This is a genomic window from Paenibacillus protaetiae, from assembly GCF_004135365.1.
Lineage (GTDB): Bacteria > Bacillota > Bacilli > Paenibacillales > Paenibacillaceae > Paenibacillus_AP > Paenibacillus_AP protaetiae.
In genome coordinates this window covers 1398925-1421237 of record NZ_CP035492.1, presented here as the reverse complement: position 1 = coordinate 1421237, position 22313 = coordinate 1398925, and the positions used below count along the sequence as shown (strand labels likewise).

Here is a 22313-nt window from a genome sequence, read left to right as displayed (position 1 = left end):
GGCAGAATGCTTGCGAAAGGGGCTGATACAAATGGGGAAAATTCGCGTGCTGGACGATCAGCTGGCGAATCAGATCGCGGCGGGCGAAGTGGTGGAACGGCCGTCTTCCGTCGTGAAGGAGCTTGTTGAAAATGCGGTTGACGCCGGAAGCACGGCGATCGATATCGTTATCGAGGAAGGCGGGCTGGCGTCCATCCGGGTGACGGATAACGGCTCCGGCATTGAAGCAGACGATATCGAGACGGCTTTTCAACGCCATGCCACCAGCAAAATCAGCTCCGCAAGCGATTTGTTCCGCATTGCAAGCTTAGGTTTTCGAGGCGAGGCGCTGCCGAGTATTGCCGCGGTATCACGGTTAACGACAGTTTCCTCTCAGGAATCAACCGGTCTTGGCAGGCGGGTTGTCATAGAAGGCGGCGCCGTGACGGCCAATGAACCGGCCAATGCGCCGCAAGGAACGGATATGCTGGTGAAAGATTTGTTTTACAATACGCCTGCCCGTTTGAAATATATGAAATCGATCCAAACCGAGCTGGGGCATATATCCGATTATGTAAACCGGATTGCGCTCGCGCATCCCGGCATCGCTTTTACGCTGACGCATAACGGCAATACGCTGCTCCGGACGCTTGGCACTGGAGACCGCCTGCAAGTTATTGCCGCCGTTTACGGCAGCAGTGCAGCCAAATCAATGCTGCCGGTCGAGGCGGAAACGCCTGATTACGAGATGCGCGGCTATATTTCCAAGCCGGAGATGACGCGGGCGAACCGGAACGGCATGACAACGATCGTCAATGGCCGTTATATCCGCAGTTTCGTATTGAACCAGGCGATTGTACAAGCTTATCATACGCTGCTGCCGATCAACCGGTTTCCGTTAGTTGTGCTGGAGCTGGGCATGCACCCCAGTCTGCTTGATGTCAACGTCCATCCTTCCAAGATGGAAGTCCGATTCAGCAAGGAAGCGGAATTGAAAGAGCTTGTTGAGCAGGCTGTTCGTGCGGCGCTCCGGAGCGAACGGTATATTCCCGGTCCGGAATCGGCAGCCAAACCTGCCCGATCGGGTCCGCTCTATGTGCAGGATGCGATCTCATTCCACCGGCAGGAGCCTCCTGCTTCCGGCAGCGGCCAGGCTGCCTATGCCGGAAGCGATGCTGCGGCTCCGGCCAGCCGGCCGCCGCAAAGGACTTCCGGACATTCGGCTCCGTTTGCAGGGCGCGCGTCATCCGAGCCTTATGTGCCAAAAGATGCTGCTGAGAGGCTGTATGCCCCGCCGCGCTATGAAGGAAGCCAGGCATCCGGCTCCGGGCAGCCAAAGCCCGCTTTGGCTGCAAGCGGACATCAGCTTTCATCAGCCGGTGAAATGCGGGAGCCGGCGGGTCTTTATGCTGCAGGAAGCGTCCAGCCGGAAGATACGGGGTTGGCCGATGACGGGCAGCCGGCTGCTGCCTATAGCGAAGCGGCTGCCGCATCCGCTGCCGTTGATACGGCCGGCGGTGTGCGGGCGAATGCGCCGTTTAACCCGGCGAAGCCGTGGAAACCGGCCGCAGCTGAAGAGCAGCAGGCGAAGGAACGTTTTCCCGAGCTGTCATGGATCGGTCAAATGCACGGCACGTATATGATAGCGGAGGCAGAGGACGGCCTTTATTTGATTGACCAGCATGCTGCGCATGAGCGGATTAACTACGAATATTATTTTCATAAATTCGGCAACCCGGCCAAGGCGAGCCAGCAGCTGCTTATTCCGCTGACACTGGAATTTACGCCGGGCGAAGCGTTGCAGCTGCAGGACCGGCTGGACTTGTTCGCGGAGGCGGGAGTCGAGATCGAGCCGTTTGGCGCCCAGACCTTCCTGGTGCGTGCTTATCCGGAATGGTTCCCGCAAGGCGAAGAGAAAGCCATCATTGAAGAAATGGCGGAGCTGGTCATTGCTGAACGGAAATCAATTGATATTGCCAAGCTGCGCGAGCAAGCGGCGATTATGTGCTCCTGCAAAGCCTCCATCAAAGCAAACGACCGCAAAACGCGGGAAGAGGGCGAAGCTTTGATCGCCAGATTATCGAATTGCAGCCAGCCTTATACTTGTCCGCACGGACGGCCGATTATTGTCCATTTGTCCAACTACCAGCTTGAAAAAATGTTTAAGCGGGTGATGTCATGATTGTAACGACCACGGATCGCCCAAAGCCGGAAATGTATGCGAAAGCGCAGTTGTTATCGAAGGAGCTGGACATCCCGTTTGTGCCGCGCCGCAACCGGACGCTCGGCAAGCTGGCCGAGCAGCAGCGGGATGAACGGCTGCTTGTTGTAACCGATCGTGAGCTGCGGTATTATTATGCCGGGCCGCAAGCGCCTCCGCTATATTTTCATCCCAGCATGGCCTATGTCCGGGTCAAACGGCTGCGCGCCGGAGAAAAAGATCCGCTTATTACGATATCGCGCTGCGAATCTGGTGATAAAGTGCTGGATTGCACCGCTGGCCTCGCGGCTGACTCGCTCGTTTTCTCGTACGCGGTTGGTACTGAAGGGGCAGTAACAGCGCTGGAAAGCGAAGAGGCGTTGTATGTGGTTGTCCGGGACGGGCTTGCAAGCTATGAGTCGAGCCTGCCGGATGTGGATGAAGCGATGAGGCGGATCCGGATGGTGAACACCGGCCATCTTTCTTATTTGTGTTCGCTGCCGGATAATAGCGTAGATATTGTATATTTTGATCCGATGTTCCGTGAACCGATCCATGAATCGAGCGCTTTGCAGCCGCTGCGCGGGCTTGCCAATGTAGGCGCGCTGGCGGAGGAGGCGGTAGCGGAAGCGAAGCGGGTCGCCCGAAAAACGGTTGTGATGAAGGAACACCGCGACAGCGGCGAATTCGAACGGCTTGGGTTTGAGAAGAAGCATGCGAATACGTCGAAAATAGCTTATGGAGTGATAGATGTTGACAGCAACAAATGATACCGCTCTTCCGTCCATTACAATGGAGGGAGGCAAACCTCCCCTGCTCGTTCTGATTGGGCCAACCGCGGTCGGCAAGACGAAGCTTAGCATCGAAATTGCAAAAGCATGGAACGCGGAAATTATTAGCGGCGATTCCATGCAGGTATACCGCGGCATGGATATTGGCACGGCGAAAATAACGACGGAAGAGCAGCAAGGTATCCGCCATCACCTGATTGATATATGCGACCCGGACACCCCGTTTTCCGCGGCGGATTTCCAGCTGCGGTGCACGGAAGCTATCGCTGACATTGCGTCCAGAGGCAAACTTCCTTTTATTGTGGGCGGCACCGGGTTATATGTAGAATCGGTATGTTACGGCTACCAGTTCGCGGACAACGGCTCGGATGAACAATTCCGCCAGCATATGCAGCGGATTGCAGATGAACATGGCGCCGAAGCTTTGCACGAACGGCTTAAGCAGATCGATCCGAAATCGGCGGAGCGGCTCCACCCTAACGATGTGCGGCGGGTCATCCGGGCGCTGGAAGTTTATCATCTGACCGGTGAAACGTTCTCTTCGCAGCAGGAAGGTCAAAAACGGGAATCTCCTTACGAATTATGTATAATAGGCTTATCCCTCGACCGCGCCGAGCTGTACCAAAGAATCGAGCAGCGCATTGACCTGATGATGGAACAAGGGCTTGTCGAAGAGGTGAGGCAGCTGCTTCAAAGCGGGACGCCGCCCCATGCGGTTGCGATGCAAGGCTTGGGTTATAAAGAAATCGCCGCTTATTTGAATGGTGAGTGTACGCTTGAAGCTGCAGTGACGTTATTGAAACGGGATACAAGAAGATTCGCGAAGCGCCAGCTCTCCTGGTTCAGACATATGGAAAACATTCATTGGATTGACATGGGGGAGAATTTTAGCAACAATTTAGCTGCTATTCATGATATACTAGAAGGAAAGTTTCAAGTCCATCTTGAATATACTTCTAATCAATCTTTTTTAGACGGGGGTAACGTCCAATGAATAAATCCATCAATATTCAAGATACGTTCTTGAACCAACTGCGCAAAGATAATATTCCGGTTACGGTTTTTCTAATGAACGGGTTCCAAATCCGCGGCACGATCAAAGCTTTTGATAATTTCACCATTATTATCGACAGCGACGGCCGCCAGCAAATGGTATACAAGCATGCGATCTCGACGTTTACGCCGCAGCGTAACGTATCGCTTTCGCAAGATTTGACGAACCAAGAGTCTTAAGTTTAACCCCGAAGTGAAACCTTGTTGATCGGAAGATCGTTAATTAGATAGCGGAATGGCAAGAACAACCCGCTCCCGGCGGGTTGTTCTTGCTTTTCGAGGGATAAAATAACAACATGCTGTGAAGTAAGCAGGAGAAACAGGAGTCACAGGAGGGAAGCATCAATGGTTTCAGACAAACCAAACAGCAGAAGGGCGAACAGCACGAAAAAGAAAAAGAAGCGATCGTCGCGAAAGTGGTTTTTTGGCTTGTTTTTTACGGTCGTTATAGCGATTGTTTGCGGGATTATCGGCTATCTGCTCATTATATTAAACGGTGAACGCATTTTGTCTGAGAACGCGGACAAATTTGTATTAGGGGAACCAACAATTATTTACGATATGAACGGCCAGGAAGTGGGCCAGCTTGCCGACCAGCAAAACAACCGCGACAGCGCGGAGTATTCGGAAATTCCGAAACTTCTCATGCAGGCGGTTGTGGCGACGGAGGATCAGCGCTTTTATGAACATTCCGGCATTGATCTGATCGGGGTCGGCCGCGCGCTTGTGAAGGACGTTATAGCTCGAAGCGCAGTGGAAGGCGGCAGTACCATTACCCAGCAGCTCGCCAAAAATATGTTCCTGACATCGGATAAAAACTTTTTCCGTAAAGCGACGGAAGCTTCGATAGCCGTTGCGTTGGAAAACAAAATGACCAAAGAAGAAATTTTGACGATGTATTTGAACCGGATTTATTTGGGCCAAGGGGTGTACGGCATCAAGGCGGCCGCCAAGCTTTATTTTGACAAGGATCTTAAAGATTTGGATTTGTGGGAAATTGCGACACTCGCGGGCATGCCGAAAGGGCCGAGCAAATACAACCCGATCAGCAATCCGGATTTATCGAAGGAACGCCGCGGCGTTGTGCTGCAGCTGATGTATCAGCAGGGCATTATTACCGAAAGCGAAATGGAGCAGGCAAAAGCTGTTGATTATGAGCCGCCGGCTAACATTGAGCAAAGCAAAAAGCAGCAATATCTCGCTTTTATTGATTATGTGGTGGATGAAGCGCTGCAGGTTATGCCGAATATGACGGAGGAAGAACTCCGGATCGGCGGTTACTCGATTTATACGACATTGAATCAGCAAGCGCAACGGGCAGTTGAAGCCGAGTTCGCCGATGATTCCAACTTTGAAAAAAGCGTCGATGACCAGAAGGTGCAAGGGGCGATGGTCATTATGGACCACTCGGACGGTGCCATTCAGGCGATTGCAGGCGGCCGCGATTACGTCCGCAAAGGGCTGAACCGTGCGCTTGTCAAACGCCAGCCGGGTTCTTCCTTTAAACCGATTGTCGCTTATGGCCCTGCGCTGGAAACGGGAGATTATACGCCTCAAACCGTGCTGGCCAATGATAAAAAATGTTTTGGCTCGTATTGCCCTAGCGATTCCAAAGGAACGACGCCGATTACAATGATTGAAGCTGTGAAAGAATCGCGCAACTTGCCGGCGGTTTGGATGCTGAACACGATTGGCCTCAACACCGGCATCAAGTTTGCAAATAAGCTGGGCATTGAATTGACGGATCAGGACAAAAACCTTTCCATCGCTTTGGGCGGCTTGACGGAAGGGTAACTCCGCTCCAGATGGCGACGGCTTACAGCGCTTTTGCCAATGACGGCAAAACGGTGGACGCGCATGCGATTATCCGGATTGATAATCGGGCGAAAAACGCCGTCTACAAATATAAAAACCAGGCTGGCAAACAAGTGATGAAGGAATCAACGGCGGCCCAAATGACGGAAATGCTGCAAGCCGTTGTGTCTCCAGGCGGTACGGGGGCTGAAGCCCGAATGGACCGTCCGGTTGCCGGCAAAACCGGTACGACACAGCACGGCATTCCGGACTTCAAGTCAAGCGCAAACCGTGATGCTTGGTTCGTCGGCTATACGCCGCAATGGACCGCAGCCGTCTGGATGGGCTATGACAAGACAGATAAACAGCATGTGCTCAAGAAAAGCAGCCACCAGGCTGCAGCGATGTTTTCCAACGTAATGGAGAAAGCGATGAAAGGCATGCCTGCCGGCAGCTTTGCGAAGGTAGAAGCGCCGGTAGAACCAACGGAAACGCCAATGGCGGCCGTAAACGGTTTTAAAGCAGAATTTGCTGCAGATGAAATGAAAGTGAAGCTTTCCTGGAATCCGGTTGAGGCGGAAGGCGTCACTTACCAAGTTTTCCGCAAACAGGAGTCGGATCCGGATTTCACCCTTTACCTGGATGGCTTGACGACAACGGAAGCAGAAGATCCAAGCATATCGCTTGGGCTCACTTATGAGTATTACGTCGTTGCGGTGAACACGGCGACCAACACGGTGACAGATCCTTCGGCAACGGTTACGGTCGAAATACCGGAAGCGGAAATCGACTTCCCGAGCATCCCGCCATCTGAACCGCCGGCTGAAACCGAACCGCCGGCCGAAACGACCCCTCCGTCTGCGGAGCCTGGCAATCCGCAGACACCGCCTAATAATGGCGGGCAGCCAACCCCGCCACCTGCGGAAACGGCGCCGCCAGCTAATCCTGGCGGCAATCCGGGCCAACAGCCAAACGGCGGCACGGATCAAGGGGCGGTTGCGCCTCCTGATGCGGGCAACGGCAATGGGAACGGTCAAGGAAATGGCAACGGTAACGGCAATGGGCGAGGCGACCGGAGCGGAGATTCCTCCGGCTCGAACGGGTCTGGCACCAATCCGTAATAGGCAATATATAGACGCTGTCCCTGCAACGGGACAGCGTCTATATGCATATCGGCTTGGTTTATTTTACAAGTTTGCTGGAGATAGCCCCTAACTTATGGTAATCTTTTCTGTAAAGAGAATACTAATATAAGAAGGAAAATTACTGATTGAAGATTGAGCTTGTACGCCCTCTTAAGGAGGCTATCTCAGCGGAAAGGTACGTTCCGTATGAAACGAAAATTTTCTGACCGCGCCAACTGGCGGAGAATATTGCGCAAAAGTTTTTCTTGCATGTCCATGGACAGCGATGAGTTTAGAGGGCTGGTTACCTTCTATCGGATTCACGAGCTGCGGGAGCCGCTATGGAAAGAATATAACGGACGACGGCTTTGCGTCGCGGACCGGGGTTATTTGTGGATGCAGCATTTCCCGAGAGGCGAGCATTTTGTGGTGACCACGATGTTTGATGACAAAGGCCGCGTGGTTCAATGGTATATTGACGTCTGCAAAACGCAAGGTTTAACCGACCAGCAGGTGCCGTGGTTCGACGATTTGTATTTGGATGTGGTTGTGCTCCCGTCAGGAGAGGTTTTCCTGCTGGATGAAGATGAGCTGGAAGAGGCGGTAGCTATAGGCGATGTGACCGGCAAGGAAGCGGCGATGGCCCGCAAGACGGCAGGCAGGCTGCTGTCCAGCATCAAAGGCGGCAGATTCAGGTATTTCACGATGAGCCTGAAGCATCGCAAAACATTGCTTGAGCGCACCGGCGAGGTAAGCGAATCATGATGGCGGAAACAAACAAAAGGAGCAGCGCGCGCAAGCGAAAGCAAGACGGCAAGGCGCGGCTGCTCCTGTTTCGTGCTGCGGCCTGGTTTATCGTCATTGGTGTTGTATGGACAGGCTATTTGCTGTATCGAATCAACGGTTATGATTACAATAAAGAAATTCCTCCTGCTGACGCAGGTATCGTATTAGGGGCAGCCCTGTGGGATGATGTGCCAAGCCCGGCGCTGAAGGAAAGGCTTGATTACGCGTATGAGCTTTTGGAAAGCGGTAAAGTGCATAAGCTCATTTTAACCGGCGGGCTGGATGGCAACGGCTCGAAGCTGACCGAAGCGGAAGGCATGCGCAATTATTTGGCAGCGCTTGGCGTTCCTGAGGACAAGCTGCTGCTGGAGCTGAAAGCGCGAAGCACGTACGAGAACTTGCTTTACTCCAAACCGATTGTGGAAGCTTACCAGTTGAACAGCTTATTGCTCATTACACATGATTATCATGCGGCCAGAGCGTCGGATATTGCCCATTATCTGCATTATCCGCAAACAACGACAGCTGCTTTCCATACCGAGGTGCTAAGCCCCGTGAAAAATGAATCACGAGAAGTTCTCGCATTTACGAAGTGGGAGCTGGACAAGCTGTTAATGACGGTGCATTTGAAGGCGGATTGAATCCGTTCAAAACTGTTAATATGACCGAATCCGATAGAATACACTTGTAGTGCGGGATATGCCCTGCTAACCTGACAGGCGTACAGAAAGGGCAGCCGCCATTATGACGGTGCGAAGGATAGGTGATGCAACAGATGAACGGACACTCCATCTCGGGAGCGAAAAACGGTACAAGACCGTCCCGTCAAATTAATGTTGTGCTTAGAAGCCAAGATTCGGCGCAAGCTTCCGCGCAAGCGCATGCCATTGAGAATGAGCCGCTCCCGGCGGTTAAGCCGCTTCCTTCTACAGACCAGTTTGCAGATATTCAGAAAGAACTGGATCCGATGATCGGGATGGACAATGTAAAGGCTCTAGTGTATGAAATATACGCTTTGCTTTATATAAGCCGGATGCGTTCGGAAGCCGGCTTACACGGCGGATCACAGGTATACCATATGATTTTCCGCGGCAACCCGGGAACCGGCAAAACAACAATAGCCCGTATCATCGCCAAGCTGTTCCAAAAGATGGGCGTGTTATCTAAAGGGCATTTGATTGAGGTAGAGCGCGCCGATCTGGTCGGCGAATACATCGGACATACGGCGCAAAAAACGCGCGATCTGGTGCGCAAAGCGCTGGGCGGCGTTTTATTCATTGATGAAGCCTACAGCCTGGCCCGCGGCGGAGAAAAGGATTTCGGCAAAGAAGCCATCGACACGCTTGTAAAAGCAATGGAAGACAACCGGAATCAATTTATACTTATATTGGCGGGATACCCGCTTGAAATTGAACAATTTTTGCAGACGAATCCCGGGCTGCCTTCCCGTTTCCCGATTCAAATTGATTTTCCGGACTACTCGATTGACCAGTTGATTCAAATTTCCGAGTTGATGGCAAAAGACCGCGATTATTATTTAATGCCGCAGGCCATATTCAAATTAAGGCAGCATTTGATGCAGGAAAAAATGAACGATTTATTTTCATTCAGCAATGCGCGGTATGTGCGCAACGTCATTGAGAAATCGATCCGCCATCAGGCGGTAAGGCTGCTGACGCAATATGCAAGCGGCGTACCCCCGAAGCAGGAGCTGATGACCATTAAGCCGGAGGATTTGAAGTGGGATGCCAAAGGCGTGTAAAGCTGGGTGTTCAGACATATTCGGAGCCGGTGAAGCTATATAAGGAGCAGCGGATGAAAGACAACATGTACGAAACGAACCATGCCATTCCCGAAAAAGCAATTTTGATCAGCCTGGTTACTCCCGAATTGGAGAGGAAGCTGGCCGTCACCGCCGAACAATCGCTGGATGAGCTTATTCAGCTGACGGAAACGGCCGGTGTGGAAGTGCTGACAACCGTGATGCAAAATAAAGATACGCCGGATTCAAAGTGGTTTATCGGCAAAGGCAAGGTTGAGGAAGTCAAACTGCTGGCGGATGAACTGGGGGCCACAACGGCCATTTTTGACCAAGAGCTTTCCGGCGCCCAGGTCCGCAATTTGGAAGAAGCGCTGGATTTAAAAATTGTCGACCGGACGCAGCTGATTCTCGATATTTTTGCGCAGCGCGCCAAGACGCGGGAGGGCATTATTCAAGTCGAGCTGGCCCAGCTCAATTATTTGCTCCCGCGCTTGTCGGGCCATGGCAAAAACTTATCCCGCCTCGGAGGCGGGATCGGTACACGCGGCCCCGGTGAGTCAAAACTCGAGACGGACCGCAGGCATATCCGCGGCCGGATATCCGATTTAAAGCAGCAGCTGGAGGAGGTCGTCCGCCACCGGAAGCTGCACCGCGAGCGCAGGCGCAAGACGGGCGTAATTCAAGTTGCGCTTGCCGGTTATACGAACGCGGGCAAATCCACTTTGCTCCGCGAACTGACGCAAGCGGATGTGTATGTGGAGAACCAGCTGTTTGCAACGCTGGACCCGACATCGCGGCTGCTCGAGCTGCCGAATGGCAGGGAAGTGGTTCTGACGGATACGGTTGGATTCATCCAGCAGCTGCCGCATGAGCTGGTCGCCGCTTTTCGGGCGACCTTAGAGGAAGTGCTGGAAGCCAATCTGATATTGCATGTTATCGACGGCAGCTCTCCGGTACGGGAAGAACAGATCGCAACCGTGGAGCAGATCCTCGGCGAGCTAGGCGCGGATAGCGGCATGCGAATAAATGTGTATAATAAAAAAGATCTGTGGGACGAGGAAACCCGCAAGCAGTTCATTCCGCACGGCAACGCGCTTGTCATCAGCGCCTATGATCCAAATGATCTGGCGCTGCTGCGGCAGGCGATTCAAGATCGGCTGTCGGGAGAACAGGCTGTTTTTGCGATTCCGGCGGAACGCGGCGATCTCATTTCGCTTGCTTACAGGAGCGGTGAGGTGATCCGGCAGGAAACAGAGGAAGACAAGCTGCTGCTTACGATTCAGTTAAGCAAGCAGGAGTACGCGCTGCACGGAAGCCGGCTTCACCCGTTCAGGCAGTAATCGGATTAGCAGACGCTGACGCTGCCGGATGTGAATGAAGCGGCGGTACCAGAAGATATAGAGGGAGAGGCAAGTATTCAATGAAATGGCAGCATGAGGATCAAGGCATATGGGATAAGCTGGAGAAGCTGGCGAACGAAGCGGAAGAACTGGCACAGGAGCAGCTACGGCACCGGGATTACGTGGCTGAACGGAATCAGTGGAAAGTAATCCGTTCGTTTCAGAAACATCAGGTAAGCGATTTTCATTTCTCAGGTTCGACGGGTTACGGGTATAATGACCGGGGCCGGGAGGTGCTGGATGAAGTGTATGCGGATGTGTTTGGAGCAGAAGCGGCGCTGGTCAGACCGCATTTTGTTTCCGGCACGCATACGATCGGCACCGCCCTTTTTGGCGTGCTTCGTCCGGGGGACGAGCTGTTGTACATAACGGGGACGCCCTACGATACGCTTCATAAAGTGATCGGCAAACCTGGCGACGGAACAGGTTCTCTTCAGGATTGGGGAGTGACGTACAGGGAAGTTCCGCTGCTGGAGGGTGGCGATCTGGACTGGGCCGGCATTGAAGCGGCCATTCACCGGAACACGAAGGTTATCGGTATCCAGCGTTCGCGGGGCTACAGCTGGCGGGCTTCTTTTACGGTAGCCCAGATTGGCGAGATGGTTGCCAAAGTAAAAGCGATCAAGCCGGATGTGCTGGTGTTTGTCGACAACTGCTACGGCGAGTTCACGGAACTGGCCGAACCAACCGAGGTTGGTGTCGACCTGATGGCCGGCTCATTAATTAAAAATCCCGGCGGCGGACTTGCGGAAACCGGCGGTTATATTGCAGGGACTGCGAAGGCGGTGGAAGCCGCCGCTTACCGGCTGACGGCGCCCGGCATCGGCGGGGAAGTAGGGGCTATGCTCGGTACGCTTCGTTCCATGTATCAAGGCTTGTTCCTGGCTCCCCATTTGGTGGGACAAGCTGTCAAAGGCAGTATTGTGGCAGCGGCATTATTCGAGAAGCTCGGGTTCGAGACGCATCCGCGCTGGGATGCGCCGCGCACTGATTTGATTCAGGCGGTCCGCTTTGGCGGTCCGGACCATTTGATCGCTTTCGTACAAGGCATTCAGCAGGCAGCAGCGGTAGATGCGCATGTTGTGCCGGAGCCTTGGGACATGCCGGGTTACGAACATCCTGTCATCATGGCGGCAGGTACGTTTATTCAAGGTGGCAGCTTGGAGTTATCTGCCGATGCGCCGGTCCGCGAGCCGTATATCGCTTACATGCAGGGTGGGCTTACTTACGCGCATGCGAAATACGGTATGCTTACAGCATTGTTTCAGCTTGTCAAACGAGAGTTAGTTGTAATTAAACCTCACACAGATTGACATGTTAATGGTAGGGGGTTACAATGAACATATAATAAGTTTGACTGGAAGGTTGATGCGACATGGGTGATGATATTCGCCGCAATATGGCGCTGTTTCCGATCGGCATCGTCATGAAACTGACGGATCTGACAGCACGCCAAATCCGTTATTATGAGCAGCATGAGCTGATTGTTCCGGCCAGAACATCCGGTAATCAACGATTGTTTTCATTTAATGATGTTGAGCGGCTGCTCGAAATCAAATCATTGATTGAGAAAGGCGTCAATATTGCAGGTATTAAGCAAGTCATGTATCCGGTTTCGAAAGAATCGGAAGAGGCTACAGTCGTAAGCGAGCAATCCGAGGTGAAACGCCGCGAATTGTCCGATGCCCAGCTGCATCGGATGCTGAAGCAGCAGCTTTTGGAAAAACAGCGCCCGGGCCAAGCATCGCTTATTCAGGGCCAGCTGACGCGCTTCCTCAACAACAAGCGTTAATCGTTTCGTGAATAGTCCCTGAATACAAACCTGAGAATTTCGCAATCGTAATGTGATGATCAACACTAAGGAGATGATGAAATGGGTTACAGCAAAGAGGATATTAAACGAATCGCGGAGGAACAAAACGTTCGTTTCATTCGGCTTCAATTTACGGACTTGCTCGGTACTATTAAAAACGTTGAAATTCCGATCAGCCAGTTGGATAAAGCGTTAGACAATAAAATGATGTTTGACGGATCTTCCATCGAAGGTTACGTACGGATTGAAGAATCGGATATGTATTTGTATCCGGATTTGGACACTTGGGTCGTATTCCCTTGGGTATCGCAAGACCGTGTAGCCCGTCTTATTTGCGACGTATATATGCCGGACGGCACTCCTTTTGCAGGCGATCCGCGCGGTATTCTGAAGCGTGTGCTGAAGGAAGCTAACGATATGGGATATACGGCGATGAACGTTGGTCCGGAACCTGAATTTTTCCTGTTCAAAACGGATGACCGCGGCGAACCGACAACGGAATTGAACGACCAAGGCGGATATTTTGACCTTGCACCTATGGATCTCGGCGAGAACTGCCGCCGTGAAATCGTATTGACGCTGGAAGAAATGGGCTTTGAAATCGAAGCTTCCCATCACGAAGTGGCTCCGGGCCAGCATGAAATCGACTTCAAATATGCCGACGCCATTCGTGCGGCAGACCAGATCCAAACGTTTAAGCTGGTTGTAAAAACAATCGCAAGACAACATGGACTGCATGCTACATTTATGCCAAAACCGCTGTTTGGGGTAAACGGCTCCGGCATGCACTGCCACCAATCGCTGTTCAAAGGCAATACGAACGTATTTTACGATGAATCGGATAAACTGGGCTTAAGCGAAACAGCCCGTTATTATATGGCCGGCGTATTGCGCCATGCAAGAGCGATGGCGGCCATTACGAACCCGACAATCAACTCCTATAAGCGGCTTGTTCCAGGTTATGAAGCGCCTAGCTACGTTGCTTGGTCGGCAAGCAACCGTTCGCCGATGATTCGCATTCCGGCGTCCCGCGGTCTCAGCACCCGCATTGAAGTGCGTAATCCGGACCCGGCTGCCAATCCGTACCTGGCGCTGGCGGTTATGCTGAAAGCGGGCCTTGACGGTATCGAGAATCAGCTTCCGCTTCCGGAACCGGTTGACCGGAACATATACATCATGACACAGGAAGAACTGCTCGATTCCGGCATTGCAAGCTTGCCGGCTGACTTGAAAGAGTCGCTGGATGAACTGCTGCGCGACGAAGTGATTTGCGATGCGCTTGGCGATCATGCGCTTGCGCACTTCTATGAGCTGAAAGAAATCGAGTGGGATATGTATCGCACTCAAGTTCACCAATGGGAACGCGATCAGTATCTGACGTTGTATTAAGAGGGAAACTCTTTGGCGCTTTAAGCGCCAAAGGGTTTTTTTGATTTGGCAGGCATTCGAAACCTTGTATCGGCTTGTTCAACTACTAAACTATGCTATAACCCCCTGTCATCAGCCATGTCCGAATCTTCTTTTTTTTCATATTTATAAAGGGATGTCTGAATATAAAAGAAGGAAGTGTATAACGGATATGGCGGGCTGTGCTGTAAAACATGGCAAGAAGAAAACTCAGCGAAAAGTTGTGAAAACATGCACGAAACCAAGCAGAACGCTTCAGTTTGCGATTTTGCAAACCATTCAGCAGGCTCAAGCGCAGCTGCAGGCTCAATTGCAAGCCCAACAGCAGTTGCAAAATCAGTTTAGCGCACAACTGCAAGAGCAATTGCAGTTTCAGACTCAAGTGCAGTCTCAGATTCAAAGCTTCGAGCTATCTCACCAACAAATCCAGCTTCAATTGTTCACTCTTGTCCAAACCCATATCCAGCAGCAGCAACAGCAGCTGCAGCAAATGCAAGAGCAAATTGATTCACAGCAGCAACAGCAGCAGCAAGTAGTAAATGTCGAACCGGAGCCAGAACCTCCTCAAATAGCGGTATAATGAATGGATGTTAAGCCTTATGGCATAAACGATGCGAGTTTGAATATCACAGACAGTATCGGCGGGGATATATTTCTTGCCGGTACTGTATTTTTTTGGGGTTATTTTGAACGGCAGCGTACGTGATAGGGAGAATGATCCGGACTGAAACCATAAAACGAGATCATTACGTCTTTATCGTGTAAGAGCAGTAAAAAAGGAAAAAGCCCCCGAAGCGGCAAACAAGCTGCGTTCGGGGCTTTTCACTGGTTATGTAGCCGTACACGCCGGCGGATTAATGGATATCGCGGAAAAGTCCAATTACTTTGCCAAGAATCGTAACGTTTTTGAGCAGAATCGGACTCATCGTCGAGTTTTGCGGCTGCAGTCGAATATGATCCTTTTCCTTATAGAACGTCTTAACCGTTGCTTCGTCGTCTTCGGTCATCGCTACGACGATGTCACCGTTCGTCGCGGTGCTTTGCTGGCGGACGATAACATAATCGCCATTATGAATGCCGGCTTCGATCATGCTTTCGCCAATAACATTTAATATAAACACGTCATTATCGCCGACAAAATGCGAAGGGAGCGGAAAATATTCTTCAATGTTTTCCGTAGCGGTAATCGGTACGCCTGCTGTTACTTTACCGACAATCGGCACTTGGGCAACAGGGGTGCGCAATGCGGAAACAAGATCATTGTCCTGATCCAATATTTCAATCGCGCGCGGCTTGGTGGGGTCGCGTCGGATAAGTCCTTTCTTCTCCAACCGATCCAAATGCCCATGAACGGTTGAGCTTGATGCTAAGCCGACCGCTTCGCCAATTTCACGGACGGATGGCGGGTATCCTTTATCCCGAACCTCATTCTTGATAAATTCAAGAATCGCTTGTTGGCGGTTGGAAAGTTTGGACAATGAGATCACTCCATTAGTAAGTTTGAAGAAAAGTATAGCACAGAACCGGAGTTCGTACAAACATAAGTTCTTGAGTACAAAAGTTCGCATCTTTCCGTTGACGCAAACACTTGTTCGTGATATTCTACAAACAGAACAAATGTTTGGGGTGCTGAATATGATGATGAATCCATCGTTTTATCGTACAATCCATCAAGATCAATCGGGCAAGAAGCCGACGCCAGCAATCACTTTTGTGCGTCGTCATCTGATTAAAATAGCCGTGACCGTTATTGTGGCTGCCGTGTTGTTTTCCAGCTTTTTGCTGATGGCTACAAGCGCTGCGACGGAGACGCCTGAGCAGGCCACTGCCGGCGAGACCGTTGTTTTGGTCAGCAGCGGCGATACGCTTTGGGATATTGCTAATGAATACGTGAATGGGCAGGAGGATGTCCGCCGGTTAATTTTTGACATCGAGAAACGGAACAACTTGGATTCGGCGCTGATCCATCCGGGGCAAACAATTATTATCCCCGTCCGTTAAGAGGAGCAGTTGTTCATTTGTTGCCTACTATCTTTAAAGCTCTAAGATGCTGCCGTCGAAATGGCATCTTAGAGCTTTTTTTCCTATTCGCCGGGGCAGGCAGGCTCCTTGACAAGCAGCCGCTGAAAAAGCCAAAATAGAAGGTAGAATCTTTTCCGCTCGTATGAATAGAGAAGGACAAAGAAAACACATACAACACGGAGGGGAGCGAGAGGATGGAGCAGGTTATTGCCAGAATCAATGAGCTGTCGCGCAAGCACAAAACCGTTGGCTTAAATGAAGCCGAACTGGCGGAACGGGACGAGCTTAGAAAACGGTATTTGGAAAACTTCCGCCGCAACTTCAGACAACAGCTGGATGCGATCGAAATTGTGGATGATGCGGATGATCAGTCCAAACGCGGATAACGTTAACCGTGGATGGCAGCGGGTACCGGATGTAACCGTTAAGCCGCCGCGGAAATGCAGCCGAATATATAATATGTAGGGGGATGTCCATTGTCATCACGTTCGTGGGAACGAAAAGTTCGTAAAAATATGACGCAGCTAAACAATCAACGAAAAAAACAGGGGAAAGAACAAGTTGTTACCGGCGGAGATAAATCTGACCGCTATTACGGCCGCAGTATTATCCTTCCTGTATTTCTGCTGTTCTTTATCGGGATTTACTTGATTACATCTTTAATATCCGGTGTAACGTTCAGGACGATCGAATGGATTACGGTTGCCGCATACATTGTGATGGCGCTTGTCTTCTTCCTGCGCCGCCCTTATTTGAAGATCGGCAAAGATTACGTGCAGACGAGACGGATGACCGGCGATAAACGGATTAACGCTTCCGGCATTAAAAGCATTACCGTTCAGGACGGTTCGATTTTGATTGAACAGGTCAAAGGAGCAAACTGGATGTTTAACCGGCTGCTCAACCGTTATCCGACGGCTGTAATAGCTGAGCGGTTGAAGGAATTTGCCAAAGTGAACCACATTAATCTTATAGAAAAATAAATATAACGATTATCATGGGAGAGTTGCAGAGAGATGGCTAAACAAGCAGTTTTATTTGACTTGGACGATACTTTGCTATGGGATGAACGCAGCGTGCGTGAAGCTTTTGCCGCAACTTGCGAGGCGGCAGCCGCTGTTGCCGGCGTGGATCCCGAGAAGCTTGAGGAGGCTGTCCGGGCAGAAGCGAGAGAGCTGTATCAATCGTTTGAGACATTCCCTTTTACGCAAATGATTGGCATTAATCCGTTTGAGGCGTTGTGGGCGCAATTCAAGGAAGGCGAACAAGATGAGTTCCGCAAGCTTGAACGTCTTGCGCCGGAATACCGCAAAGAAGCATGGACACGCGGCTTGAAAGCTATCGGTGTTGACGATGCGGCGCTTGGCGCACGCCTGGCCGAGCAATTCCCGGCGGAAAGACGTTTGCGTCCGATCGTTTATGAAGAAACATTCCGTGTTCTCGACGCCTTGAAGGGCAAATATAAACTGCTGCTTTTAACAAATGGTTCCCCGGATTTGCAAAAAGAGAAGCTGAACGGCGTTGACGGACTGCTTGCCTATTTCGACCACATTATCATCTCGGGGGATTTCGGAGAAGGTAAACCGTCTTCGGCCATTTTCCATCATGCGCTTGGTAAACTTGGCGTGCAGGCCGATGAAGCAATTATGGTTGGCGATAAGCTGACGACCGATATTAAAGGGGCAAATTCCGTAGGTATTCCTTCCGTATGGATTAACCGCCACGGCATGAAAGCCGATACGGAAATTAAACCTACCTATGAAATTAAACATTTGGAAGAGTTGTTTACATTACTCGACAGATAACTGGCTGGCTGAATTCTGATTACGAAGAAGCCCGCCATGGACAGCACACATGAAAAAACGCTCTGATCCTTCCGGATCAAGAGCGTTTTTTATGTGTGCGAAGTTATTACGCTTTTACAAACTCAGGGTCGTCATACGGCGAAGCAACCCAGCCTTCTTTTTCGATAAAGAGGCGAACGGCAACGATTTTGCGGTTTTCCATCAGCGTGAAGAAATGCGGTTTGCTTTCCGGAACGGAAATAACGTCGCCTGCTTCAAGCTCAACATCAAAGTAACCTGTATCGCCGGCGCCTTTAATGATAAAGATGCCTTTACCAGCTGTAATCGCGCGGATTTCGTCTTCGGAATGGGTATGAACCGCTTCAAATTTTTGCAGCAGGTCGTCCAAATTAGGCGTAGCATCGGACAACGTAATGAGATCCCAAATTTGGTAGCCGCGGCGGCTTGCCAAATCTTTAATCTCGCTGTCAAATGTATTCAATACTTGCTGTTTCTCATCATCGCTAAGTACAAATTTATCATGCAGTTCAGCGGGAAGTTTGCTCATATCCCAATGTTCGTAAAGGACTTCTTGTTGGTCAAGAAAAGCTTTTACGTCAGCTTCGTTCTCAATGCGTTCGTTGGTGTTTCGGATCCGAATTTGTGCCAACTTTATTCCCTCTTTTCCAATAGGATTTAACTGATTGCGTTTATTATACGCCATCCTAAACTTATTGTCGACGGTTTACCTTTTCACGTCAAGTTTATTCTGTTAAACTATATTTCAATGATTTCGCGGAAGGGTGTACACATTGTCAAAACCTACGTTACAGCAGTTGATGAAGCAACGCATTTTGATTTTGGATGGCGCAATGGGAACGATGATCCAGCAGGCTGGGTTGACGGAAACGGACTTCGGCGGAGAAGAACTGGACGGTTGTAATGAAATTCTCGTGCTGACAAGGCCGGATGTCATTCAAAGCATACATGAGCAATATTTGGAGGCCGGCGCCGATATTTTGGAAACCAATACGTTTGGTGCGACTAGCGTCGTCTTGGCTGAATACGATATTCCGGAAAAAGCCCGGGAAATTAACCTGGCAGCGGCCAAACTGGCCCGTGATGCGGCGGATAAATATTCAACACCGGATAAACCCCGTTATGTAGCGGGTGCGCTTGGACCTACGACCAAAACCTTGTCCGTAACGGGCGGTGTAACCTTCGATGAGCTGGTCGACAGCTACTTCGAGCAGGCCGTTGCATTGATTGAAGGCGATGTGGATGCATTGCTGCTGGAAACTTCGCAGGATACGCTGAATGTGAAAGCAGGCAGCATCGGCATCCGCAATGCGTTTGCTGCAACGGGTAAAGTGCTGCCAATCATGATCTCGGGCACGATTGAGCCGATGGGAACAACGCTGGCCGGCCAGCCTATTGATTCATTATATATTTCGCTGGAGCATCTGCAGCCGATTTCGATCGGCTTAAACTGCGCAACAGGACCGGAATTTATGCGCGATCACATCCGTACATTAAGCGAAATTTCCCGGTCGGCGATTAGCTGCTACCCGAATGCAGGCTTGCCGGATGAAAACGGGCATTATCATGAATCGCCGGAATCGCTTGCCCGGAAAATGGAAGCTTTCGCCCAGCAGGGCTGGCTGAATATTGCCGGCGGCTGCTGCGGTACGACACCTGCACATATTCGCGCTTTAGCCGAAACGATGGCGAAATATGCGCCGCGTAAAACAGCGGGCATTCATCCCCCGGCTGTATCGGGTATTGATGCTGTTTATATTGAATCGGAGAACCGTCCATATATGGTCGGCGAGCGGACAAATGTGCTTGGCTCCCGCAAATTCAAGCGGCTCATTGCCGAAGGCAAATATGAGGAAGCGGCTGAGATTGCCCGTGCGCAAGTGAAAAACGGTGCGCATGTCATTGACGTCTGTTTGCAGGACCCGGACCGCGAAGAAGCGGAAGATATGCGGAAGTTTTTAGAGCTGGTCGTCAAAAAAGTGAAGGTTCCGCTTGTTATTGATACGACGGATGCCAAAGTGATTGAGTTGTCTCTGAAATATTCGCAGGGCAAGGCGATCATTAACTCGATCAACCTCGAGGACGGCGAAGAGAAGTTCGAGAAGGTTGTGCCGCTTATCCATAAATATGGCGCGGCGGCAGTCGTCGGCACGATTGACGAACGCGGCCAAGCGATTACGCGGGAAGATAAGCTGGAAGTTGCGTTGCGTTCGCATGATCTGCTTGTGAACAAATACGGCATGAACGCCGAAGATATCATTTTTGACCCGCTAGTATTCCCGGTCGGAACAGGCGACGAGCAATATATCGGTTCCGCGAAGGAAACGATTGAAGGCATTCGCCTCATTAAAGAACGGCTGCCAGAGTGCCAGACCATTCTCGGGATCAGCAACATTTCGTTCGGATTGCCGGAAGCGGGCCGTGAAGTGTTGAATTCGGTCTTTTTGTACGAATGCACAAAAGCGGGGCTTGATTATGCGATTGTCAATACGGAAAAGCTGGAGCGTTACGCTTCCATTCCGGAAGAGGAACGCCGTCTGTCCGAAGCGCTCCTGTACGATACGAACGACGAGACACTTGCAGCCTTCGTAGCGGCTTTCCGCGATAAGAAGGTGGCCAAAAAAGAGAAAGCAACGAATCTTTCGCTGGAAGAGAGGCTTGCTTCTTATGTGGTGGAAGGCACCAAAGAAGGACTTATTCCTGACCTGGATTTGGCGCTGCAAAAATATTCCGCGCTAGATATTATTAACGGGCCGCTTATGAAAGGGATGGAGGAGGTTGGCCGCCTCTTCAACAACAACGAGCTCATTGTCGCTGAGGTGCTGCAAAGCGCCGAAGTTATGAAGGCGTCTGTCGCGCACCTGGAACAGTTTATGGAGAAAAACGAATCGTCGGTCAAAGGTAAAATTATGCTGGCAACGGTCAAAGGCGACGTGCATGACATCGGCAAAAACCTGGTCGAAATTATATTGTCCAACAATGGTTACGAAATCGTCAATCTGGGCATAAAAGTGCCGCCGGAGCAGCTCATCGAAGCTTACCGGAAAGAAAAAGCCGACATTATCGGCTTGTCCGGCCTGCTCGTCAAATCCGCCCAGCAGATGGTCGTAACGGCGCAAGACTTGCGCAATGCCGGCATTGATGCGCCGATTATGGTCGGCGGAGCTGCGCTGACGCGCAAATTTACCAAAAACCGGATTGGCCCGGAGTATGACGGGCTGGTCATGTATGCCAAAGATGCGATGGACGGCCTGGATATTGCAAACAAGCTGATGAATCCTGAACATAGGCAAACGCTTGAAACCGAGCTTGCCGAATGGAAGGCGCAAGGTCCGGTTGAGGAAGAAGCGAAAAAGGAGCTGCCGGTGCTGACGCGTGCGGTCCGCTCCAGCATTGCACAGGATAATCCGGTCTACATTCCGCCGGATTTGGAACGCCACGTGCTGCGCAACGTCCCGATTCCGCAAGTTGAGCCTTATGTCAACATGCAAATGCTGCTTGGCCACCATCTTGGGTTGAAGGGCAATGTCGAGCAGCTGCTGAAGGAAGGCAACGACAAGGCCGTTCATTTGAAGGAAACGGTGAATTCTATCCTGAAGGAAGCGGCAGCGACCGGCATCTTGCAGGCGCATGGCATGTACCGGTTTTTCCCGGCGCAGTCTTCGGGCAATGATATTCTTATCTATGATCCACAGCATCCGGGTGAAGTGATCAAGCGGTTCAGCTTCCCGCGCCAGCAGGTCGAGCCGTATTTGTGCCTGGCGGATTATTTGAAGCCGGTGGAGAGCGGTATTATGGATTATGTCGGATTCCTCGTTGTAACAGCCGGCCAAGGGGTTCGCGAACTGGCGAACGAATGGAAGGATCAAGGCGATTATTTGCGCTCGCACGCCTTGCAGGCGGTTGCGCTGGAAGTGGCCGAGGGCATGGCGGAGCGTATTCATCATATGATGCGTGATGCTTGGGGATATCCGGACCCGCCGGAAATGACGATGAAGCAGCGTTTTGGCGCCCGTTATCAAGGCATCCGTGTATCGTTTGGCTACCCGGCCTGCCCGAATCTCGAGGATCAAGGCCCATTGTTTGAGCTGATGAAACCGGAAGACATCGGCGTTGAGCTGACGGAAGGCTTTATGATGGAACCCGAGGCATCGGTATCGGCTATGGTCTTCTCCCATCCGCAAGCGCAATACTTTAATGTGGATAAAGCTTAACAAACGGCTGGCAGACAAGCAGTGCCGTGCGGCATAACGTAAAGGAAAAGGAGCGTCCTGCGGCAAGCGGGATGCTCTTCCTTTTCCATTCAGCGATCCGGTATAGCCGCTCGTGAGTATAAGCGGAAAGATGGATATGCTACAT

At 51.3% G+C, this 22313-nt stretch carries 21 protein-coding genes; 19 read left to right on the top strand and 2 right to left on the bottom strand.

The window, feature by feature from the left end:
- Positions 1-31 precede the first annotated feature (31 nt).
- The 14 genes from mutL to ET464_RS06260 all read left to right on the top strand — a co-directional run bounded on the left by mutL (position 32) and on the right by ET464_RS06260 (position 14689).
- Positions 32-2161, top strand: a complete 2130-nt coding sequence (mutL, locus tag ET464_RS06320) for a DNA mismatch repair endonuclease MutL (RefSeq protein WP_129439256.1) — start codon at positions 32-34, stop codon at positions 2159-2161.
- A complete protein-coding gene (locus ET464_RS06315; RefSeq protein ID WP_129439254.1) occupies positions 2158-2949 on the top strand; it encodes a class I SAM-dependent methyltransferase in 792 nt (263 codons plus the stop codon). The genes mutL and ET464_RS06315 overlap by 4 nt, the downstream gene beginning before the upstream one ends.
- Positions 2930-3964, top strand: coding sequence for a tRNA (adenosine(37)-N6)-dimethylallyltransferase MiaA (gene miaA, locus ET464_RS06310; RefSeq protein WP_244226698.1), 1035 nt, complete (start codon positions 2930-2932; stop codon positions 3962-3964). The genes ET464_RS06315 and miaA overlap by 20 nt, the downstream gene beginning before the upstream one ends.
- Positions 3961-4203 (top strand): RNA chaperone Hfq, encoded by a 243-nt coding sequence (hfq, locus tag ET464_RS06305; protein WP_129439252.1) that lies wholly within the window; start codon positions 3961-3963, stop codon positions 4201-4203. The genes miaA and hfq overlap by 4 nt, the downstream gene beginning before the upstream one ends.
- A 165-nt stretch (positions 4204-4368) precedes the next feature.
- Positions 4369-5817, top strand: coding sequence for a transglycosylase domain-containing protein (locus tag ET464_RS20550; RefSeq protein WP_279630121.1), 1449 nt, complete (start codon positions 4369-4371; stop codon positions 5815-5817).
- A gap of 11 nt (positions 5818-5828) precedes the next feature.
- The gene (locus tag ET464_RS20545; RefSeq protein WP_279630120.1) at positions 5829-6938 is read left to right on the top strand and encodes a penicillin-binding transpeptidase domain-containing protein; all 1110 of its coding nucleotides are present in this window, start codon (positions 5829-5831) and stop codon (positions 6936-6938) included.
- A gap of 210 nt (positions 6939-7148) precedes the next feature.
- Positions 7149-7706, top strand: a complete 558-nt coding sequence (locus ET464_RS06295) for a ribonuclease FAU-1 family protein (RefSeq protein WP_129439250.1) — start codon at positions 7149-7151, stop codon at positions 7704-7706.
- On the top strand, positions 7703-8368 hold the full coding sequence (locus ET464_RS06290; protein ID WP_244226697.1) for a YdcF family protein: 666 nt from the start codon (positions 7703-7705) through the stop codon (positions 8366-8368). Before ET464_RS06295 ends, ET464_RS06290 begins: the two co-directional genes overlap by 4 nt.
- Before the next feature lie 134 nt (positions 8369-8502).
- Positions 8503-9489: an AAA family ATPase gene (locus ET464_RS06285; protein WP_129444146.1), complete on the top strand. Its 987-nt coding sequence runs from the start codon at positions 8503-8505 to the stop codon at positions 9487-9489.
- Between the two features lie 53 nt (positions 9490-9542).
- Positions 9543-10829, top strand: coding sequence for a GTPase HflX (hflX, locus tag ET464_RS06280; RefSeq protein WP_129439248.1), 1287 nt, complete (start codon positions 9543-9545; stop codon positions 10827-10829).
- Between the two features lie 80 nt (positions 10830-10909).
- Complete coding sequence (locus ET464_RS06275) at positions 10910-12202, top strand: methionine gamma-lyase family protein (RefSeq protein ID WP_129439246.1); 1293 nt, start codon at positions 10910-10912, stop codon at positions 12200-12202.
- Positions 12203-12264: 62 nt separating this feature from the next.
- Positions 12265-12681, top strand: a complete 417-nt coding sequence (locus ET464_RS06270) for a MerR family transcriptional regulator (protein ID WP_129439244.1) — start codon at positions 12265-12267, stop codon at positions 12679-12681.
- An 81-nt stretch (positions 12682-12762) separates the two neighbouring features.
- Positions 12763-14091 carry a type I glutamate--ammonia ligase gene (gene glnA, locus ET464_RS06265; RefSeq protein ID WP_129439242.1) on the top strand — a complete coding sequence of 443 codons (1329 nt, stop codon included), beginning with the start codon at positions 12763-12765 and terminating at the stop codon, positions 14089-14091.
- 190 nt (positions 14092-14281) lie between these two features.
- On the top strand, positions 14282-14689 hold the full coding sequence (locus ET464_RS06260; RefSeq protein ID WP_165279928.1) for a hypothetical protein: 408 nt from the start codon (positions 14282-14284) through the stop codon (positions 14687-14689).
- A 274-nt stretch (positions 14690-14963) separates the two neighbouring features.
- Here ET464_RS06260 and lexA read toward each other — a convergent pair whose 3' ends face one another.
- The gene (gene lexA, locus ET464_RS06255; protein ID WP_129439238.1) at positions 14964-15587 is read right to left on the bottom strand and encodes a transcriptional repressor LexA; all 624 of its coding nucleotides are present in this window, start codon (positions 15585-15587) and stop codon (positions 14964-14966) included.
- On the opposite strand from lexA, the gene ET464_RS06250 reads away from it, so the two are divergent.
- From ET464_RS06250 to ET464_RS06235, 4 genes are all read left to right on the top strand, one after another.
- Positions 15580-16110 carry a LysM peptidoglycan-binding domain-containing protein gene (locus tag ET464_RS06250; protein WP_165279927.1) on the top strand — a complete coding sequence of 177 codons (531 nt, stop codon included), beginning with the start codon at positions 15580-15582 and terminating at the stop codon, positions 16108-16110. The two genes, lexA and ET464_RS06250, sit on opposite strands and share 8 nt — an antisense overlap.
- 215 nt (positions 16111-16325) lie before the next feature.
- Positions 16326-16517 (top strand): DUF896 domain-containing protein, encoded by a 192-nt coding sequence (locus ET464_RS06245; protein ID WP_129439234.1) that lies wholly within the window; start codon positions 16326-16328, stop codon positions 16515-16517.
- Between the two features lie 90 nt (positions 16518-16607).
- Positions 16608-17114 (top strand): hypothetical protein, encoded by a 507-nt coding sequence (locus tag ET464_RS06240; protein WP_244226696.1) that lies wholly within the window; start codon positions 16608-16610, stop codon positions 17112-17114.
- A gap of 33 nt (positions 17115-17147) precedes the next feature.
- Positions 17148-17936, top strand: coding sequence for an HAD family hydrolase (locus tag ET464_RS06235; RefSeq protein WP_129439232.1), 789 nt, complete (start codon positions 17148-17150; stop codon positions 17934-17936).
- A gap of 106 nt (positions 17937-18042) precedes the next feature.
- On the opposite strand, the gene ET464_RS06230 is transcribed toward ET464_RS06235, so the two are convergent.
- Positions 18043-18585 (bottom strand): 1,2-dihydroxy-3-keto-5-methylthiopentene dioxygenase, encoded by a 543-nt coding sequence (locus ET464_RS06230; protein WP_129439230.1) that lies wholly within the window; start codon positions 18583-18585, stop codon positions 18043-18045.
- Between the two features lie 142 nt (positions 18586-18727).
- Between ET464_RS06230 and metH the strand changes: the two genes are divergently transcribed.
- On the top strand, positions 18728-22168 hold the full coding sequence (metH, locus tag ET464_RS06225) for a methionine synthase (protein ID WP_129439228.1): 3441 nt from the start codon (positions 18728-18730) through the stop codon (positions 22166-22168).
- Positions 22169-22313 lie beyond the last annotated feature (145 nt).

Excerpts from the sequence above, each read along its gene's own strand:
- ET464_RS06245 (WP_129439234.1), top strand. The coding sequence starts at position 16,326 with ATGGAGCAGGTTATTGCCAGAATCAATGAGCTGTCGCGCAAGCACAAA.
- ET464_RS20545 (WP_279630120.1), top strand. The coding sequence starts at position 5,829 with ATGGCGACGGCTTACAGCGCTTTTGCCAATGACGGCAAAACGGTGGAC.
- ET464_RS06285 (WP_129444146.1), top strand. The coding sequence starts at position 8,503 with ATGAACGGACACTCCATCTCGGGAGCGAAAAACGGTACAAGACCGTCC.
- ET464_RS06235 (WP_129439232.1), top strand. The coding sequence starts at position 17,148 with ATGGCTAAACAAGCAGTTTTATTTGACTTGGACGATACTTTGCTATGG.
- ET464_RS06270 (WP_129439244.1), top strand. The coding sequence starts at position 12,265 with ATGGGTGATGATATTCGCCGCAATATGGCGCTGTTTCCGATCGGCATC.
- ET464_RS06275 (WP_129439246.1), top strand. The coding sequence starts at position 10,910 with ATGAAATGGCAGCATGAGGATCAAGGCATATGGGATAAGCTGGAGAAG.
- ET464_RS06260 (WP_165279928.1), top strand. The coding sequence starts at position 14,282 with ATGGCGGGCTGTGCTGTAAAACATGGCAAGAAGAAAACTCAGCGAAAA.
- hflX (WP_129439248.1), top strand. The coding sequence starts at position 9,543 with ATGAAAGACAACATGTACGAAACGAACCATGCCATTCCCGAAAAAGCA.
- ET464_RS06295 (WP_129439250.1), top strand. The coding sequence starts at position 7,149 with ATGAAACGAAAATTTTCTGACCGCGCCAACTGGCGGAGAATATTGCGC.
- miaA (WP_244226698.1), top strand. The coding sequence starts at position 2,930 with ATGTTGACAGCAACAAATGATACCGCTCTTCCGTCCATTACAATGGAG.
- ET464_RS20550 (WP_279630121.1), top strand. The coding sequence starts at position 4,369 with ATGGTTTCAGACAAACCAAACAGCAGAAGGGCGAACAGCACGAAAAAG.
- mutL (WP_129439256.1), top strand. The coding sequence starts at position 32 with ATGGGGAAAATTCGCGTGCTGGACGATCAGCTGGCGAATCAGATCGCG.
- ET464_RS06290 (WP_244226697.1), top strand. The coding sequence starts at position 7,703 with ATGATGGCGGAAACAAACAAAAGGAGCAGCGCGCGCAAGCGAAAGCAA.
- hfq (WP_129439252.1), top strand. The coding sequence starts at position 3,961 with ATGAATAAATCCATCAATATTCAAGATACGTTCTTGAACCAACTGCGC.
- glnA (WP_129439242.1), top strand. The coding sequence starts at position 12,763 with ATGGGTTACAGCAAAGAGGATATTAAACGAATCGCGGAGGAACAAAAC.
- ET464_RS06315 (WP_129439254.1), top strand. The coding sequence starts at position 2,158 with ATGATTGTAACGACCACGGATCGCCCAAAGCCGGAAATGTATGCGAAA.